The 17313-nt window shown below is 56.6% G+C and carries 14 protein-coding genes; 8 read left to right on the top strand and 6 right to left on the bottom strand.

Annotated elements, in window-relative coordinates; translation table 11 throughout:
- Nucleotides 1-12 precede the first annotated feature (12 nt).
- The 4 genes from ACVBEJ_RS11830 to ACVBEJ_RS11815 all read left to right on the top strand — a co-directional run bounded on the left by ACVBEJ_RS11830 (nt 13) and on the right by ACVBEJ_RS11815 (nt 7917).
- Complete coding sequence (locus tag ACVBEJ_RS11830) at nt 13-3096, top strand: alpha/beta hydrolase family protein (RefSeq protein WP_447129839.1); 3084 nt, start codon at nt 13-15, stop codon at nt 3094-3096.
- Nucleotides 3097-3348: 252 nt separating this feature from the next.
- Entirely contained in the window at nt 3349-7242 is a 3894-nt protein-coding gene (putA, locus tag ACVBEJ_RS11825; protein ID WP_447129838.1) for a bifunctional proline dehydrogenase/L-glutamate gamma-semialdehyde dehydrogenase PutA, read from the top strand.
- Between the two features lie 174 nt (nt 7243-7416).
- Nucleotides 7417-7644, top strand: coding sequence for a ribbon-helix-helix domain-containing protein (locus ACVBEJ_RS11820; RefSeq protein WP_447129837.1), 228 nt, complete (start codon nt 7417-7419; stop codon nt 7642-7644).
- 99 nt (nt 7645-7743) lie between these two features.
- Nucleotides 7744-7917 carry a hypothetical protein gene (locus tag ACVBEJ_RS11815; protein ID WP_447129836.1) on the top strand — a complete coding sequence of 58 codons (174 nt, stop codon included), beginning with the start codon at nt 7744-7746 and terminating at the stop codon, nt 7915-7917.
- Between the two features lie 181 nt (nt 7918-8098).
- Here ACVBEJ_RS11815 and ACVBEJ_RS11810 read toward each other — a convergent pair whose 3' ends face one another.
- The 4 genes from ACVBEJ_RS11810 to ACVBEJ_RS11795 all read right to left on the bottom strand — a co-directional run bounded on the left by ACVBEJ_RS11810 (nt 8099) and on the right by ACVBEJ_RS11795 (nt 11404).
- Nucleotides 8099-8482: a gamma-butyrobetaine hydroxylase-like domain-containing protein gene (locus ACVBEJ_RS11810; protein WP_447129835.1), complete on the bottom strand. Its 384-nt coding sequence runs from the start codon at nt 8480-8482 to the stop codon at nt 8099-8101.
- A 104-nt stretch (nt 8483-8586) separates the two neighbouring features.
- Nucleotides 8587-9912 (bottom strand): HslU--HslV peptidase ATPase subunit, encoded by a 1326-nt coding sequence (gene hslU / locus ACVBEJ_RS11805; protein ID WP_447129834.1) that lies wholly within the window; start codon nt 9910-9912, stop codon nt 8587-8589.
- Between the two features lie 189 nt (nt 9913-10101).
- Complete coding sequence (hslV, locus tag ACVBEJ_RS11800; RefSeq protein ID WP_447129833.1) at nt 10102-10644, bottom strand: ATP-dependent protease subunit HslV; 543 nt, start codon at nt 10642-10644, stop codon at nt 10102-10104.
- A 139-nt stretch (nt 10645-10783) separates the two neighbouring features.
- Entirely contained in the window at nt 10784-11404 is a 621-nt protein-coding gene (locus ACVBEJ_RS11795) for an arylesterase (protein ID WP_447129832.1), read from the bottom strand.
- A gap of 12 nt (nt 11405-11416) precedes the next feature.
- On the opposite strand from ACVBEJ_RS11795, the gene ACVBEJ_RS11790 reads away from it, so the two are divergent.
- The 4 genes from ACVBEJ_RS11790 to ACVBEJ_RS11775 all read left to right on the top strand — a co-directional run bounded on the left by ACVBEJ_RS11790 (nt 11417) and on the right by ACVBEJ_RS11775 (nt 15961).
- Complete coding sequence (locus ACVBEJ_RS11790; protein ID WP_447129831.1) at nt 11417-12127, top strand: ABC transporter ATP-binding protein; 711 nt, start codon at nt 11417-11419, stop codon at nt 12125-12127.
- Complete coding sequence (locus ACVBEJ_RS11785; RefSeq protein WP_447129830.1) at nt 12124-14571, top strand: ABC transporter permease; 2448 nt, start codon at nt 12124-12126, stop codon at nt 14569-14571. Before ACVBEJ_RS11790 ends, ACVBEJ_RS11785 begins: the two co-directional genes overlap by 4 nt.
- Nucleotides 14572-14742: 171 nt before the next feature.
- Nucleotides 14743-15531 (top strand): alpha/beta fold hydrolase, encoded by a 789-nt coding sequence (locus ACVBEJ_RS11780; protein WP_447129829.1) that lies wholly within the window; start codon nt 14743-14745, stop codon nt 15529-15531.
- Between the two features lie 25 nt (nt 15532-15556).
- On the top strand, nt 15557-15961 hold the full coding sequence (locus ACVBEJ_RS11775; protein ID WP_447129828.1) for a hypothetical protein: 405 nt from the start codon (nt 15557-15559) through the stop codon (nt 15959-15961).
- A 267-nt stretch (nt 15962-16228) separates the two neighbouring features.
- Here the strand turns inward: ACVBEJ_RS11775 and ACVBEJ_RS11770 are convergent, their stop codons facing one another.
- Both ACVBEJ_RS11770 and rpmE read right to left on the bottom strand, forming a co-directional pair.
- Nucleotides 16229-17065, bottom strand: coding sequence for a thermonuclease family protein (locus ACVBEJ_RS11770; protein WP_447129827.1), 837 nt, complete (start codon nt 17063-17065; stop codon nt 16229-16231).
- A gap of 6 nt (nt 17066-17071) precedes the next feature.
- Nucleotides 17072-17287, bottom strand: coding sequence for a 50S ribosomal protein L31 (gene rpmE, locus ACVBEJ_RS11765; protein WP_447129826.1), 216 nt, complete (start codon nt 17285-17287; stop codon nt 17072-17074).
- Nucleotides 17288-17313 lie beyond the last annotated feature (26 nt).

Raw genomic sequence — 17313 nt, 5'->3', positions numbered from 1 at the left:
AGGAGAATCTCTGTGTCTCTATCTGCCCGTACAAACTGGCGCCTGCCGTTGGCAAGCGGCCTGTGCGTTGTCTTGTTATTAAGCCTGACCGTCAGCCCCGTTACCTGGGGCCAACAATCAGTGGCGGAAAAGCCCGCTGCCAGTGAGCAGAACGCAGAGGCCAAACGTCCCCTGGAAGTCAGCGACATGCTGACCTGGAATGTCACCAAAGCGGCCAGGTTGTCCCCCAGCGGAGGCTGGCTGGCCTACATAGTGGGGCCAGAGGAGGGTGACTCTGAAATGGTCGTCAAGCAAATTGATGGCGACAAAGAACACCGCTTTTCGGTAGGTTGGGCGCAACAGGCTGGCCCCGTTGAATATTCCAGCAACAGCCGCTGGTTGGCGTTTAATATCAACCCCGGTTTCAAGGAATCTCAGGGCGGCAAAAAACCCAAGGGTGGAAAAATTGCCCTGGTGGATTTGAATAACGGTGAGCTGACCGAATTCACCGATGTGCAGCAGTTTCGCTTTGCGGGTAAGCGCGACCCCTGGATGGCGCTGCACAAAAAACCGGCCAGCGGCGGTCAACAGGGTGGTTCAGGGGCATCAAAGGCCGGGACGGGCAAATCGAAAAGCCAGCCAGCCACCGGCCGCGACCTGATTCTGCGGCAGTTGGCCAGTGGTACCGAAATCAATATCGGCAATGTGTCCGAATACGCCTTTGACGAAGCTGGCGAGCGTTTGGCGTGGATTGTGGATTCCAAAGGGCAGTCCGGCAACGGTGTGCAGGTGCGCAATCTGCAGAGCGATGTGGTGCGGGTACTGGACAGTGGCAAGGCGCGCTATAAAAAGCTGGCCTGGAAGCGCAAAAAAAATGCCCTGGCCTTTTTGAAAGGTGAAAAGGATGAGGGCTATGAAGATATGCTGTACAGCGTGGTGGGTGTGCAAAAGCCCGATACCAAAAAATCGCTGATCAGCGTTTTCGACCCGAAGAAAGACGACAGCTTCCCGGAAGGGTTCTCCATCAGTGCCAACCAGCAGCCCTATTGGAACGACAGGCTGGACACTCTGGTGTTTGGCATTGCCGAGGTCAAAGCGGTGGAAAAGCCTGCGGCGGACAAAGGTAAAGGTGCTGAACAACCGAAAAATGGCGCCCGGGAAAACAATGATACCCAGGAAAACAATGCGGCAGATGCTGACAGCAAACAACAGGACAAAAAAACACCGGCCACAGACAAAAAGAAAAGCAAGCCCGCCGCCAAAGTTGCCCAAAACGAAAAGCCGGGCCTGGTGTTGTGGCACTGGAAAGACAAGCGGCTGCAGTCTCAACAACAGAAAGAAGCGGGCCGTGATAAAAATCGCACCTATCTGGCCAGCTACCAGATTAACAGCAAACGCTTTGTGCGCCACGGAAACGAACAGACGCCTCTGCTTAAAACCACTGCCAACCACAGCTGGGGGATTGGTTATGACCCCTCCAAATATGAGTTGATGGCCAGTCTTAACGGTAAAAAGCACAACGATATTTACCGCATCAATTTGAAGACAGGTGAGCGTTATCTGGCGCTGGAAAACATCCGCCACGATGCGGCCCTGTCACCCCAAGGTCGTTATTTTCTGTATTACCTCAACGGCCACTATCACACCCTGGAGCTGTCCACGGGCAAAGTTCGCAATATCACCCAGGGTGTAAAAACCTCGTTTATCAATACGGAAAGCGATGTGCCTCAGGTAGATCCGCCGCGCCCGTCTATTGGTTGGGCCAAGGGTGAAAAATGGGTGCTGTTGTCCGACGGCTGGGATGTGTGGAAGGTCAGCGCCACCGGTGGTAAGGCTGAAAACCTCACCGGCAACGGCAAGCAAAAACAGCTGCGCTACACCGGCCTGGAAACCTACAATAAAGACAGGCAGTTTGAAGGTATTGATCTGGCGGACGACCTGTACTTTAACGTCTACGGAGAGTGGACCAAAAAATCCGGCATTGCCCGGGTACAAGCCGGCAGACGCGGCGTTACCCTGCTCAAGTGGGGTGATGCCAAATACGCCAAGCCTCGCAAAGCCAAAGACGCCGATGTCTTTGTGTACTCTCGTCAGACTGCGGTGGAATTCCCGGACTTTTACGCCACCGACAGCCGCTTTGCCGATTCCCGGCGCCTTACCCACGTGGGCAAAAACCAGGATAAATTCCACTGGACCGCCGGTGCTCGATTGGTGGATTTTACCACCGATAAAGGCGTCAAGTTGCAGGCCGCATTGACCCTGCCTGCCAACTACGAACCCGGTAAAAAATACCCCACTATTGTGTATATCTACGAGAAGCGCTCGCAGAATCTGCACGATTACGTCATGCCGAGGGTGAGTGGTTTTAATCTCAGTTACTACACCAGCAACGGCTACGCGGTGCTGCAGCCAGACATTGTGTACGAGGTGGACAACCCCGGCATGTCTGCGGTATGGGCGGTGCTGCCGGCGGTGAAAGCAGCGGTTGCTACCGGCATAGTGGATGAAGACAAGGTGGGGCTGCACGGCCATTCCTGGGGCGGTTACCAAAGCTCTTTCCTGGCTACCCAGAGCGATGCCTTTGCCGCCATTGTTACCGGCGCACCGCTCACCAACATGATCAGCATGTACGGGCTGAATTACTGGAATTCCGGCGTTTCCAACGGCTCTATTTTTGAAGACCGTCAGGGCCGCTTCAGCAGCCACTACCTGGATTTGCCAGAGGCCTACAGCCGCAACTCCCCCATTCTGTTTGCCGACAAGGTGAATACCCCTATCGTGCTGCTGCACAACGACAAAGACGGTGCGGTGGATTTTACTCAGGGGGTGGAGTACTACAACATCCTGCGTCGCCTGGGCAAAGAAGTGGTGATGCTGCAATACGTGGGTGAAAACCATGGCGTGAGAAAGCTGGCCAACCGCAAGGACTACACCGTGCGCATGAAGGAATTTTTCGATCACCAGCTGAAGGGCAAGGAGGCGCCGGACTGGTGGCTGGACGGTGTACCCCACCTGGAAATGGATAAACATGTGGAGCAGCGGGTAACTGCCCTGAAAGAACAGGCCAAAAAGCTGAAAGGAAAGAAAAAGCAAACTGCTCCAGCAACAGTTGAGTAGGGCCGTAGGATGGATTAGCGTTAGCGTAATCCACCGGAGGTCGCACAGTTTGGTGGATTACGCTAACGCTAATCCACCTTGCTTCATATCGAAGCCCATGAGTCCTTTGTGTTTAATTTTGTAATTTTGTAAGTTTAAAATGTATTAATCGTAATATAATAAAATAAATATCTGTTATTTTGTGGAATAATTATCCGCAAATTCATAGACAATACCGTTCCTTATGTCACCCAACATTACGAGGCAACCGGTATGTCTACTCTGTCTGAATTGCGCGCCCAGATTCGCGCCAACACCCACGCTGACGAAGCCACCCGTGTAGAGGCACTGCTGGCGGAATCCCGATTGAACGACAGCCAGCGCGATCACGTGGTCAAAGTGGGCCGCGAGCTGGTGGAAGGTTGCCGTGGCGATTCCGACAAGGCGGGCACGCTGGACGTGTTTATGCAGGAGTTCAGCCTGTCCAGTAAAGAGGGCGTGGCGCTGATGTGCCTAGCGGAATCCCTGCTGCGGGTGCCGGATGCGGAAACCGCCGACGACCTGATTGCGGAAAAAATTCTGTCCGGCGACTGGGGTGAACACTCCGGCAAATCCGACTCCCTGTTCGTCAACGCCTCCACCTGGGGCTTGATGCTCACCGGCCGTGTGGTAAGCCTGGAATCAGAGATTACCGAAAACACCGATCACTGGCTGAAAAAGCTGGTTAATCGTGTCTCCGAACCGGTGGTGCGTACCGCCGTGCGCCAGGCCATGAAAATCATGGGTCAGCAGTACGTGCTGGGCCGCGATATCGCCGAGGCCATCAAACGGGGCCGCAAAGAAAACGTAGAGGGCACCCGCTTTTCCTTCGATATGTTGGGGGAGGGCGCGCGCACCATGAAGGATGCGCAGCGTTACTTCCACGCCTATATGGAAGCGATTCGCGAAATTGGCAAGCGTGAAGACAAAGATAATGTGATCGACGCCAACGGCATCTCGGTCAAGTTCTCCGCCTTGCATCCGCGCTATCAGTACGTGCAGGAAGCCCGGGTAATGAACGAAATGGTTCCTCGCATTCGCGAATTGGCACTGGAGGCGAAAAAATTCGGCCTTGGTTTCAGCGTCGATGCGGAAGAAGCAGACCGCCTGGACATCTCCCTGGATATCTTCGAATCCCTGGCTCGCGACCCGCAGCTGCAGGGCTGGGATGGCCTCGGCTTTGTACTGCAGGCCTACGGCAAACGCGCGCCGTTCGTGGCCGAATGGCTGGCGGAGCTGGCCCGCGACGCCGGTCGCAAAATCATGGTGCGGCTGGTGAAGGGTGCCTACTGGGACACCGAAATCAAACTGGCCCAGGAAGAAGGTTACAAAGACTTTCCGGTGTACACCCGCAAGGCCAACACCGACCTCAGCTACCAGGTGTGTGCCGCCAGACTGCTGGACGCGCAAGACGTGATCTACCCGCAGTTCGCCACCCACAACGCCCACACAGCGGCGCTGATTCTGGAGCTTGCCCAGGGCAAGAACTTCGAGTTCCAGCGCCTGCACGGTATGGGTGATCTGTTGCACATGCAACTGGCGAAAGGGGTGGACGGCCACCCGGCGCCGGTGCGTGTGTACGCGCCCGTGGGTGCCCACAAAGACCTGCTGCCCTACCTGGTGCGCCGCCTGCTGGAAAACGGCGCCAACAGCTCCTTTGTGAATCGCTTTATGGACAAGCAATGCCCTGTGGAGCAGGTGATTACCGATGTACAAGCGGACGTGGAAAGCAGCGCCGCCCGCCGCCACAGTGCCATTCCCCTGCCGGTAGATATCTTCCGCCACGCCGGTGAAATGCGCCCCGACACCCACGGCGTTGACCTGGCCAACGCCGATACCGCCAACCAACTGCTTGACGTGGTTAACGCCATGTCTGGTGAAACCTGGGCCACCGGGCCGATTATTGGTGGCGAAGAAAATACGTCTGAAGGCGAGGATGTGGTGCGCCCCACCGACAATAACGTGGTTGTGGGCACCTGCCGCAAAGCCAGCCCGGAAGAAGTGAGCAAAGCCCTGGAGCTGGCTCACAATGCGCAACCGGCCTGGGATGCCCTGGGCGGTGAAGCGCGCGCTGAAATTCTCGACAAAGCCGCCGATATGATGGAGGCACGCATGGCGCAGCTGATTGGCGTAATCGCCTACGAAGCTGGCCGCACCCTGAACGATGGCGTATCGGAAGTGCGCGAGGCGGTGGACTTTTTGCGCTACTACGCTCTGCAAGCACGCAACCGTTTCAGCGCTGCTGAATCCGTTACTGGCCCCATGGGTGAAGTGGCGCAGCACAGCCTGCACGGTCGCGGCGTGTTTTTCTGCATCAGCCCCTGGAACTTCCCGTTGGCCATCTTTGTTGGCCAGGTGGCGGCGGCGCTGGCTTCCGGCAACGCCGTAATCGCCAAGCCCGCCGACCCCACACCGATTATTGCCTCCGAAGGCATTAAAATTCTGCTGGAAGCGGGCGTGCCCGGCGATGTGCTGAATTTTATGCCCGGTCGTGGCTCCGTGCTCGGCCCCATTCTCAACACCGACCCCCGTGTCAAAGGGGTGGCCTTTACCGGTTCTACCGAAGTGGCGCTGGGCATTCAGAAAACTCTGGTGGAGCGCGGTGGCGAAGTGCCGGTATTTATCGCCGAAACCGGCGGCCAGAACTCCATGATTGTGGACTCTTCCTCCCTGCCGGAGCAGGTGGTGGACGATGCCATTCGCTCTGCCTTCCTGTCTGCGGGCCAGCGCTGCTCCGCCCTGCGGGTGATGTATGTGCAGGACGATATCGCCGATGGTGTTATCGACATGCTCAAAGGTGCCATGGCGGAGCTGACCATCGGCAACCCCTGGGAACTGCAGACCGATGTCGGCCCGGTAATCGACGACAGCGCCCGTCAGGGTTTGCTGCAGCATGTGGAAAACATGAAAAAAGAAGCCCGCCTGCACTACGCCTGCGACATTCCCGATGGCTTCGAAAACGGCACCTTTGTGGCGCCGCACATGTTTGAACTGAAAACCGTCAACCAACTGCCCGGTGAAATCTTCGGCCCGATTCTGCACGTGATTCGTTTCGACAAAGACGACTTCAAAAAAGTCATCGACGAAATCAACGGCACCGGTTTTGGCCTCACTCTTGGCGTACACAGCCGCATCGAGAGCTTTGCCCGCGACGTGGTAGATCTAACACGCGTAGGCAACAACTACATCAACCGCAACACCGTGGGTGCGGTGGTGGGGGTGAACCCGTTTGGCGGCCAGGGTCTGTCCGGCACCGGCCCCAAAGCTGGCGGCCCCAACTACATGACGCGCTTTTCCAGCGAGAAAATTGATGTACTGGAAGCGGGTGTTGACGAGGTGCCAGTGCAATCAGGTGACAACGTTGCGGCGGCCAACGCCATTATCGGCGGCCGGGAAATCGCTCAAGTGGGTGCGGAGCAAATATCCGCCGCTATGGATATGGCCAGCAACGCCCAACTGGGCTGGAACCTGTCTCGCGGCGATGTGCGCGCACTGATTCTGGAAAAGGCCGCCGATTTGATCGAACAGCGTATGGGCGACCAAAAAGCTGCCGCTACCGCGTGTCGCTACTATGCCCAGCAGTCTCGTGAAAAATGTCAGGCTCCGATTATGCTGCCGGGGCCAACCGGCGAAACCAACGAACTGAGCCTGAATGGTCGCGGTGTGTTCTTGTGCGCGGTGGCCGACGGTACCGGTGTTGGTCAATTTGTCGAACAAGTGGTTGCGGCGCTGGCTGCCGGTAATGGCGTTATTGCCAAACCCGCCAGCGACAATGCACTGCTGGCCGCGGAAATGGTAAAAGCTCTGTTGGACGCAGGCATACCCAACGAACTGTTGCACTTTATCCCCGGCAGTTTGGTCACTAAAGTAGTCACCGCCGACTTCCGCACCGCCGGTATCGCCTGGCGCGGCCCGGTGGAAGATGCACTGGCCATGCAACTGGACATGGCCCAACGCGGCGGCGCCATCGCCCCCATGGTGGTAGAGGCCGGCGGCCCCAACTACCTGGTGCGCTTCGCGGTGGAAAAAACCAAAACCGTGAATATTGTGGCGACTGGTGGCAATGCGTTGTTGCTGAACTTAGATGAAGGAGTGGATGAAGGAATGGATGAGGGAGAAGCAGCGTAAGCCACTTTCCCGTAGCCCGGGTGCAGCGCAGCGAAACCCGGGAATGCTCCCCCAAAACACCCCCGGGTTCCGCTGCGCTGCACCCGGGCTACCTGTAAAGCGTGTTTTGTTGAATATTGGCAATATTCGACAGCGGGTCTAGGGTCAGCAGTACTGCGTTAAGGGGTTACAGACATGGCCAGCAGCATGAACTTGTCCCTTACCGACGAACTGCGAGAGTTCGTCGATAGTCGCACTGGCGATGCAAATCTCTACGCCACGCCCAGCGAGTATCTGCGAGACCTGATTCGGCGGGATATGCAATCACAATCCACACTGGTGCATGTAGTGAAAGGGCTGGATGACTTGGCCCATGGTCGCCTTTCAGACAAATCTATATTGGATGTTGCCGAAGAGGATTGAGGCCAATGGCAGGGAAGCAACGGCACTATGTGCTTACGGAAACCGCCGAGCGTATTGCCCGCAATCCTGAGCGCTTCTCTGCCATGGAGCATGTTTCCAATGGCGGAATTGAATCTGTATCCCGTTCGGGAGCACTACCTTGTTTATGTCCCTGTGGATGGTAAAGGTATTGTTATCGTCGCTCTTATCCGTCAGGCACGCGACGTTCCGGCGATTCTTAATGCCAATGGTTTTCTGATTCGCAGACAGCTTCGGGAAATTTTGCATCCGTAAATCCCGCTCCTGAATCCGGGTTACGGCATGTTATTTTGTGAGGGGTTAAGAACTCACGGAGCTGTCATCCTGAGCGTAGCGAAGGATGACAATATTCACTTACGGTTACTCCGATGGCTGCAGGCCGATCACGCTTATATCTATGGGTTCAATGCCCAGTGCTGAAGTTATGATGGGTCGGTTACGGGCTGTGTATTATCTGCACCACCTGTATGTCAGGCTCCCGGTGCTTGCCCGCCCGGTGGAGTTTGCTCAGGTACTGTTGCCACAGGCTCTGTTGGTTGTTTGCCAGCGTGTACAGGTAGTCCCAGGTGTAAATGCCGGAGTCGTGGCCATCGTCGAAGAACAGCCGCAACGCATAATTGCCCGCCCGTTCTATTTTCTGGATGGCCACGTCTTTTTTGCCGTGCTGCAACACTTCCTGCCCCGGGCCGTGGCCTTTAACTTCGGCACTGGGGGAATGCACCCGCAGGAATTCGGCGCTCAGTTCAAAGTTAGAGCTGTCGCTGTAGGTGATTTCCAGGGTGTTGCTGGCTTTGTGATGTTTGATTTTGGTGGGTAGCATAAAAGGCTTTTGTCATTGCGAGCGCAGCGAAGCAATCTCGGCCAGTGTAGCAGTAAACTGATGGAGATTGCTTCGCTGCGCTCGCAATGACGGCGTTTGGGTTGTTAAAGAATAAACCTCGATAGGTCTTCATCCTGGCTCAGCTCCCCCAAAGCCTTGTTCACATAATCCGTGTCAATGGTCACGCTGTCGCCTTTGGCGGCTATGTCGGAGGCTTCGAAGGATACTTCTTCCAGCAGCCGTTCCAGCATGGTGTGCAGGCGGCGGGCACCGATGTTTTCGGTTTTTTCGTTCACTTCAAAGGCCAGCTCCGCCAGGCGGCGAATGCCGTCGTCGGCAAATTCCACGGTCAGACCTTCGGTGGCCAGCAGTTCCCGGTATTGCTCGGTGAGGGAGGCGGTGGGCTCGGTGAGAATGCGTTCAAAGTCGCTGGCGGTGAGGGATTCCAGTTCCACGCGAATGGGCAGGCGGCCCTGTAATTCGGGTATCAAGTCCGAGGGTTTGGTGAGGTGGAATGCCCCGGAGCCGATAAACAGAATGTGGTCGGTTTTGATCATGCCGTATTTGGTGGACACGGTGCAGCCTTCGATCAGTGGCAGCAGGTCGCGCTGCACGCCCTCGCGGGACACATCGGCACCGGAGGCTTCGGCGCGTTTGGCCACTTTGTCGATTTCGTCGATAAACACAATGCCGTTTTGTTCGGCGGCGTCGATAGCGCGGGTTTTAATGTCTTCGTCGTTGATCAATTTGGCGGCTTCGTCGTCGCGCAACATCACCAGCGCTTTGCAAACCGGCAGTTTGGTTTTTTTGGTTTTGTTGCTGCCCAGGTTGGAGAACATGCCCTGCAGTTGGTTGGTCATTTCTTCCATGCCGGGAGGGGCCATAATTTCCACGCCCACGGCGGCGCTGATTTCAATTTCAATTTCCTTGTCGTCCAGCTTGCCCTCGCGCAGTTTTTTGCGAAACACCTGGCGGGTGCTGGATTCTTTGTCTTCCTCCCCTTGAGGGCTGCGGGCGGGAGGCAGCAGGATATCCAGGATGCGTTCTTCGGCGGCGTCGGTGGCGCGCTGCTGTACTTTTTGCATTTCCTGTTCGCGCACTTGTTTGACCGCGGTTTCCACCAGGTCGCGAACGATTGAATCCACCTCGCGGCCCACGTAGCCCACTTCGGTAAATTTGGTGGCTTCCACTTTGATAAAGGGGGCATTGGACAGTCGCGCCAGGCGCCGGGCGATTTCGGTTTTGCCGACACCGGTGGGGCCGATCATCAGAATATTTTTTGGCGTGACTTCGTTGCGCAGTTCTTCGTTCAACTGCATGCGCCGCCAGCGGTTGCGCAGGGCAATGGCCACAGCGCGCTTGGCGTTGTCCTGGCCGATGATGTGGTGATCCAGTTCGGAGACGATTTCTCTTGGGGTCATGTTGGACATTTGGTTCGGAGTCCTTATCTGTAGTGTGCCACTTGGTTTGCTTGCTGACACATTTCAATTTGGGTTGGTCGCACGTCAGACGTCTGACGTCGCACGCTAAAACAATTTGTCATTGCGAGGAGCCGCAGGCGACGTGGCAATCTAGTGGCTTAAAGACACTGGATCGCGTCGCTGCGCTCGCGATGACGATCAGTTGTATTCAATTTCTTCAATAGTGCGGTTTTTGTTGGTGTAGATGCACACGTCACCGGCGATATCCAGGCCTTTTTCGACGATTTCCCGGGCGCTCATTTCGGTGCAATCCAACAGGGCGCGGGCGGCGGATTGGGCGAAGGCGCCGCCGGAGCCGATGGCGATCAAGTCGTCTTCTGGCTGCATCACATCGCCGTTGCCGGTGATAATCAGCGAGGCGGTTTCGTCCGCCACCGCCATCAGCGCTTCCAGGCGGCGCAGCATGCGGTCGGTGCGCCAGTCTTTGGCCAGTTCCACGGCGGCGCGGGTGAGGTTGCCCCGGTGTTCGTTCAGCTTGGCCTCAAAGCGTTCAAACAGGGTAAAGGCATCGGCGGTACCACCGGCAAACCCGGCGATCACTTTGCCGTTGTGCAGGCGGCGTACTTTTTTGGCGTTGCCTTTCATTACGGTGTTGCCCAGGGTGACCTGGCCATCGCCGCCGATAACCACCTTGCCGTTGCGCCGCACGGAAAGAATGGTGGTGCCACGATACTGTTCCACAGATGGTTGCTCCAATCATTTTCGATGGAGACTATTTGGGGTCGCAGATAAAAATTTCAACTGTAGGGCGGATTAGCCGCAGGCGTAATCCGCCATCGCAGTGGGGTAATTGGTGGATTACGCCTGCGGCCAATCCACCCTACGGATGCAGCAATGGTTTTAAATGTGGCCACACATTGTCGAGAATCACCGGTTGGGCCCGGGCGTTGGGGTGCAGGCCATCCGCCTGAATCAATTCAGTGACGCCGCCGACGTTTTCCAGCAGAAAGGGAATCAGGGTTACGCCACTCTGTTGGCCCAGGTCGACAAATACCTGGCGAAACAGCTGGCTGTAGCGGGGGCCGTAGTTGGGGGGAATGTACATGCCTGCCAGCAGCACATTGGCTTTGTTGTCGTTGCACAGCTGGATCATGCGTTCCAGGTTGGCGCGCATTTGCTTCAGCGACAAACCGCGCAGGCCATCGTTGGCACCCAGCTCAATCACCACCACGGCGGGTCGGTGTTTTTCCAGCATGGCGGGCAGGCGGTTGAGGCCACCGGCGGTGGTGTCGCCGCTGGTGCTGGAGTTTATCACCCGATAGCTGGGCGCCGAATGCTGCTTTGTCAATTTTTGTTGTAACAGGTTGACCCATCCCTGCTCCTGGCTCATGTTATAGGCCGCGCTCAGGCTGTCGCCCAGCACCAGAATGGTTTTCGCAAATGCACTGGTGGGCATTAACAGGCAGCAGGTAACAGCAACAGCAAACAGGTTTTTTTTCATGGTGGTTGAATAATGAACGACGCAGTAAAGGATTCAGTGATTGCAGCCCGTCAGCTTGGCAAAGTGGTGCCGACTGGCGATGGGCCTTTGACCATTCTCGACGATGTCAGTTTCACGATCAACCGCGGCGAAACTGTGGCGGTGGTGGGGGTTTCCGGCTCTGGCAAATCCACACTGCTGAGCCTGCTGGCGGGCCTGGACTTGCCCAGTAGTGGCGATGTGGCGCTCTGTGGTCAGTCGCTCGGTGCTCTGGACGAAGATGGCCGCGCCGCACTGCGGGCGGATTTGGTGGGCTTTGTGTTTCAGTCGTTTCAGCTGTTGCCCAACCTGACGGCGTTGGAAAACGTCACCCTGCCGCTGGAAGTGCTGCGCGGCCTCAATGGAGTTGAGTTGGGGCGCCAGCTGTTACAGCGGGTGGGTTTGCAGGATCGTCTCAGTCACACCCCCGCGCAACTGTCCGGCGGTGAGCAGCAGCGGGTGGCCATTGCCCGCGCCTTTGTCACCGAGCCGCAGTTGCTGCTGGCGGACGAGCCCACCGGCAACCTGGACGCCGCCACCGGCGAAAAAGTCATCGATCTGCTGTTCGAACTCAACCGCGAACAGGGCACCACGCTGGTGTTGGTGACTCACGATGAACAACTGGCGGGGCGCTGCGATCACCAGATTCGCCTCGCCGCTGGCCGGGTAATAGAAGTCGCAGGCAGCGCTCAGGTGGGGACATGAAATCCCTGATCTTGGCTGCCCGAATGTTGCGTCGGGACTGGCGCGCCGGGGAGCTGCGGGTGTTGTTGTTGGCACTGGTGGTGGCGGTGATGGCGGTAACCACCATCAATCTGCTCACTGATCGTTTTGCCCGCCTGCTGCAGCAGCAGAGCGCTCAATTGGTGGGAGCGGATTTGATTCTTGCCAGCAGTCGTGAACCGGACCCCCAGTGGTTGCAACAGGGCCGCGATTTGTCTCTGGAGGTGGCGGAGGTCACCGAGTTTGCCACGGTAGTGGCCTACAACGACGAGTTTCTGCTCACCAATATCAAGGCGGTTACCGACAGCTACCCACTGCGTGGGGAATTGCGTGTTGCAGAGCGTGCTTACGGCGAAGAACGCGCGGCCAGCCATCCCCCCGCCGCCGGTTCCGTGTGGGTGGATGTGCGGGTGCTTACCCGGCTGGGAGTCGAGTTGGGAGATACGATTTCTCTGGGGGCGGCGGCGCTGCGTATCGACAAGGTGCTGACCTACGAGCCGGACAGCGTTGCCGGGTTGTTTAACTTCAATCCCCGAGTGCTGATGAATGCCGCCGACCTTGCCGCTACACAGGTGATTCAGCCCGGTAGCCGCATCAGCTACAAGTACCTGTACGCCGGAGACAACAGCGCACAACTGCGAAAACAGCTGGAGCCCCGGCTGGGCCCCGGCCACCGCTTTACCTCTGCACGCAGTGCCAGTGGCCGTACCGGAAACATTATCGAACGCGCCGAACAATACCTTGGCCTGGCGGCATTGCTGACCATCTTTCTGGCGGCGGTGGCCATCGCCATGGCTGCGCGCCGTTACAGCGAACGCCACTTTGATGTCAGCGGTTTATTGCGCTGCCTGGGATTGCAGCAAAAGCCCCTGGTCAACCTTTACCTGTGGCAGCTGTTGCTGCTGGCGCTGGGTGCCGGGGTTGTGGGTCTGGTGCTGGGCTGGCTGGCGCATTTGGGGTTGCTGGAAGTGGTGCAAACCCTGTTGACCACCCATTTGCCCGGCGCCGGTATCGGTCCTTATTTCACCGGTTTTGCCACCGCTCTGTTACTGATTGTTGGCGTGGCATTGCCGCCGGTACTGCGCCTCAAAGGGGTGCCGCCGCTGCGGGTGTTTCGCCGTGAATTGTTGCCGTTGCCCGCTTCTGCCTGGCTGGTGTACGGGGTGGCCACTGTTGCTCTGGCGGGGTTGCTGCTGCTGTTGTTCGACAATATTGGCCAGGTGTTGTTGATCCTTGTGGCTGCGGCAGCGGCGGTGGGGTTGTTGGCCCTGTTGCTGTTCCTGCTGTTGAAAGCCGTGCGCCGTTCCCTGTCTGCCCGCTCTGCGGGGCGCGGTTTGTGGTTGCGCAGCCTGCGCAATCTGGTGGCCCACACCGGTACCACCACCGGGCAGTTGCTGGCGTTTGGGCTCACCGCCATGGTGATGGTGATTTTATTGCTGCTGCGCACCGATCTGGTGGCCCAATGGCAACAACAATTGCCCGCCGCAGCCCCCAACAAATTTGTGTTTAATATCCAGCCTTTTGAACGCCAGGCATTTCAGCAAAAACTGACGGATGCTGGCATCGAAACAGAGTTGTACCCCATTGTTCGCGGTCGCCTGCTGTGGGACAACAAGCGCAATCACGACGATGGCGATGCTCCCAACCGGGAGCTGAACTTCACCTGGCTGGAACAACCGCCGGAAAACAATAAAATTGTCGCCGGTGAGTGGCGCAGCCGGTCACCGCAGCCGCAAGTGTCGGTCGAGCAGGGGCTGGCAGAACGTTTGGGTATTCAGTTGGGCGACAGCCTCACTGTGGATATCGCCGGTACCGAAGTCAGCGCCACCGTAGCCAGCCTGCGCGCGGTAAACTGGCAGTCGTTTACCCCTAACTTCTACATGATTTTCCAGCCGGGTACGCTGCAGGAGTTTTCCGCCTACTACCTCACCAGCTTCCGCTTGCCCCCGGGCCAGGAATCCCTGTTGGTGGAGATGCTACAGGAATTTCCCTCCATATCACTGATCGAGGTAGACGCCATTATCCGCCAGGCCCGCAAGATGTTGGGCCAGGTGTCGTTGATGGTGGAACTGCTGCTGCTGTTTGTGTTTTTGGCGGGCGTAACGGTGTTGCTGGCATCGATTCAAAGCACCCTGGACGACCGCCTGCGGGAAGGTGCGCTGATGCGCGCCTTCGGTGCCAGCCGCAACTACCTGCGCTCCGCCACGTTAGCGGAATACAGTTTGCTGGGTGTACTGGCAGGGCTGTTCGCTGCCCTTGGGGTGGAGCTGGCCTGCCAGCAACTCTACCAGCGGTTTGACCTGGATTATCAAAGCAGTGTGTTGCAGTGGCTGTTGTTGCCACTGCTGCTGGGTGCGGTGACTGGATTGTGCGGCTATTTGAGCACCCGCAAAGTGCTGCAAGTATCGCCGCGTGGCTTGCTTTGAACGGCTGCGAGTAAGTCCAGCAAGCATGTCATCCTGAGCGCAGCGAAGGGTCTCAGTGGTAGTCGCCACATCGAGATCCTTCGCTGCGCTCAGGATGACACCAGCCACTACAACCCACAACTCTTTAAGGTAAACTTGCGCCCTTTCTGTTCAGGCTCAGCAGGTGCCTTTATGTCTACCTCCGTAGAACTGTTTAGCCAGATGTCCGGCAACGGCCAGCGCACGGTGTTGTTGGTGCACGGCTTGTTTGGTATGTCTGACAACCTGGGGCAGTTGGGCAAGGCGCTGGAAGACGGCTACCGGGTTCACCGGCTGGATTTGCGCAACCACGGTCGTTCCGGGCACAGCGACAGTATGACTCTGGCAGAAATGGCGGCGGATATTGAATGCTATTTGCACACTCAGCAGATAGACAATGCCGCCATTGTCGGCCATTCGCTGGGTGGCAAGGTGGCCATGCAGTTGGCGCTGCAAGGCTGTGAACGGTTGACCGGTTATGTGGTGGCGGATATCGCGCCGGTGCAATACCCACCCCATCACGAAGGGGTGCTGGCGGGGCTGGGCAGTTTGCAGTTAGATGCCATTGGCAATCGCGCCGACGCCGACCGCCAGTTGGCGCAATACGTAACGGAAGCGGGAGTGCGGCAGTTTTTGTTGAAAAACCTCTACCGCAATGAGCAAAAGCAGTATGCCTTGCGTATGAATTTGCAGGCCATTGTCGATTGCTATCCACAGATTATGCAAGCGCCCGAGGGCCAGCCCTGTCAGCTGCCAACGTTATTTATCAAAGGGCAAAACTCCGATTACATCACCGCCGACCACCGGGAGTTGATCAAACAGTTATTCCCCGATCTGCACTTCAAAATGATCAATGGCACCGGCCATTGGCTGCACGCGGAAAAGCCAGATATTTTTAATCGCCTTGTGCGCCAGTTTTTGGATAATACTGTTTGGCGTTAACTTTTGACTCACAAGTAAGATAGCCATGATAAAAAAACTCTACGCCGCGCTGGTTCTCTCGGTTGTACTCTCATTGTGTTTGGTACCTGTGATCGGGCGTACCGCAGCAATCGCAATCCCTCAGTCTTTTTTCGAATTTTTTGGGTATCAGTTTGGCCGCTTCCTGTTGGATGTGCTCATTGTGACCGTTCCATATTTTTTGGTATCTATTGCGCTGCTTCCACTGCTTGGCTTTGCCGCAAAAGCGGAGACTTTTCGATACTCGTTCGTCACTCTGGTGGGGTTTCTCGCTATCGTGGTATGGGAAACCGGTGGCTTTCTCCATAGCGATATGTCCTTTTTGTATATGATTCCGCTTTTTGCTGGGTTGGGCTCCATCGTGCTGGCCGGTTGGATAGGTGGCAGAAGGTATGTGCCTAGCCGACAGTGACGTGGCCATTGCTGTCCCATAAACTCGCCAAAAATGAGTTGGGTATTGCCTGATGTGACCGTGGCCAGCATGGATGCTGGCCTCGAGCCCCCCAGGGATGGGTTTACGGCGTGTCACAGCAGGCAATACCCAATTCATGTCTGCTCAGTACTTAACCCCTTCGAGGGCTTTATGTCTCCTACGTCTCATGGGTAAAGGCTAAAATTTATGGGACCGCAGTGTAACGCGGTATGTTGTGATTAATGGAGCCTGTCTTTAGAAGCACCCTTATTCGACCTTTAACCCAAACACCGTCTCCAGCTTTACCCGCCATGGCTGGTATTTTTTACTGCGGGACGGATATACCCAGCCACGCACGGAAACAGTTTTTCCCTTCAATGCTTCCAGTTGTTTGCGATCAAAACGGTGTTGGTGCTCCCGGTAGATAACGGCGGCAATGCGCGGGCCCAGGTTGATCCAGCAGCCACTTTTGGTAAAGCGCACTTCGGTGACTGTGCCGGTGACGATTTGAAAGCCGCCGTGGGATACCTGCTTTGCCTTTGTGGGTTTTATCCCCGCTGAGCTCCACAGGCCAAGGTGTTGTTGGCGGGCTTGTTTTTCTGCGTCTGCAAGGCATTCAGCCATGGTCAAATTGGGTGGTATGGCCACATGCCAGGCAAGCCCCTTTGACAATAGATGCGCTTCGGCGCTTTCTCCATTCAGGTTATAGAGGTGTGCCAGTGTGCGGCCATGATTGTCGCGGCGGTCGCGGCCGGTGAGCAGCAGGGCGGATTTTTTATTAAAACTCTTTGTATCAAAACTCTTTGTATTAAAACTTTTTATATCAAAACTTTTTGTATTAAAGAAGTGTTTCAGCTCGTCAGTGGCTTTTTGTGCGTAAGGCTGGTCGGGTTTGTTGTCCCGCCCCAGTTCGGGGGCGTTGACGCCAATCAGACGAACCTTGCGGCCATCGGCAAGGCGCACGGTATCGCCGTCAATCACTTTGGCGATGGTGACTTTACTGGTCTTGCCAAAGGGCGGGCAATCCGCCAGGGCAGGGTTGCAGGCAAGCACAAAAAAAGCGCCGAGAGCAAAACTCGCGGCGCTTTTTGACAGCAAGAACATGCGTGCTTATTTCTTGGTAGTGCGACCACCAAAACGCTTCTTGAACTTGTCCACGCGGCCACCGGTGGTAGCGGCTTTTTGCTTGCCGGTGTAGAACGGGTGGCAGGCAGAGCATACATCCAGGTGGATGTCGCCGCCGCGGGTGGAGTTAACTTCTACTACGTTGCCGCAGCTGCAAGTGGCTTTCAGCAGGCCGTAGTTGGGGTGAATGTCAGCTTTCATGTTAATGCCTCAAAGTATCTTGCATA

This window comes from Porticoccus sp. GXU_MW_L64 (assembly GCF_052983295.1).
This window is presented reverse-complemented; position numbering and strand designations above follow the sequence as displayed.

Coding starts and splice junctions, on each gene's coding strand:
- putA (WP_447129838.1), top strand. CDS start 3,349: ATGTCTACTCTGTCTGAATTGCGCGCCCAGATTCGCGCCAACACCCAC.
- ACVBEJ_RS11820 (WP_447129837.1), top strand. CDS start 7,417: ATGGCCAGCAGCATGAACTTGTCCCTTACCGACGAACTGCGAGAGTTC.
- ACVBEJ_RS11815 (WP_447129836.1), top strand. CDS start 7,744: ATGGCGGAATTGAATCTGTATCCCGTTCGGGAGCACTACCTTGTTTAT.
- ACVBEJ_RS11810 (WP_447129835.1), bottom strand. CDS start 8,482: ATGCTACCCACCAAAATCAAACATCACAAAGCCAGCAACACCCTGGAA.
- hslU (WP_447129834.1), bottom strand. CDS start 9,912: ATGTCCAACATGACCCCAAGAGAAATCGTCTCCGAACTGGATCACCAC.
- ACVBEJ_RS11795 (WP_447129832.1), bottom strand. CDS start 11,404: ATGAAAAAAAACCTGTTTGCTGTTGCTGTTACCTGCTGCCTGTTAATG.
- ACVBEJ_RS11790 (WP_447129831.1), top strand. CDS start 11,417: ATGAACGACGCAGTAAAGGATTCAGTGATTGCAGCCCGTCAGCTTGGC.
- ACVBEJ_RS11785 (WP_447129830.1), top strand. CDS start 12,124: ATGAAATCCCTGATCTTGGCTGCCCGAATGTTGCGTCGGGACTGGCGC.
- ACVBEJ_RS11780 (WP_447129829.1), top strand. CDS start 14,743: ATGTCTACCTCCGTAGAACTGTTTAGCCAGATGTCCGGCAACGGCCAG.
- ACVBEJ_RS11775 (WP_447129828.1), top strand. CDS start 15,557: ATGATAAAAAAACTCTACGCCGCGCTGGTTCTCTCGGTTGTACTCTCA.
- ACVBEJ_RS11770 (WP_447129827.1), bottom strand. CDS start 17,065: ATGTTCTTGCTGTCAAAAAGCGCCGCGAGTTTTGCTCTCGGCGCTTTT.
- rpmE (WP_447129826.1), bottom strand. CDS start 17,287: ATGAAAGCTGACATTCACCCCAACTACGGCCTGCTGAAAGCCACTTGC.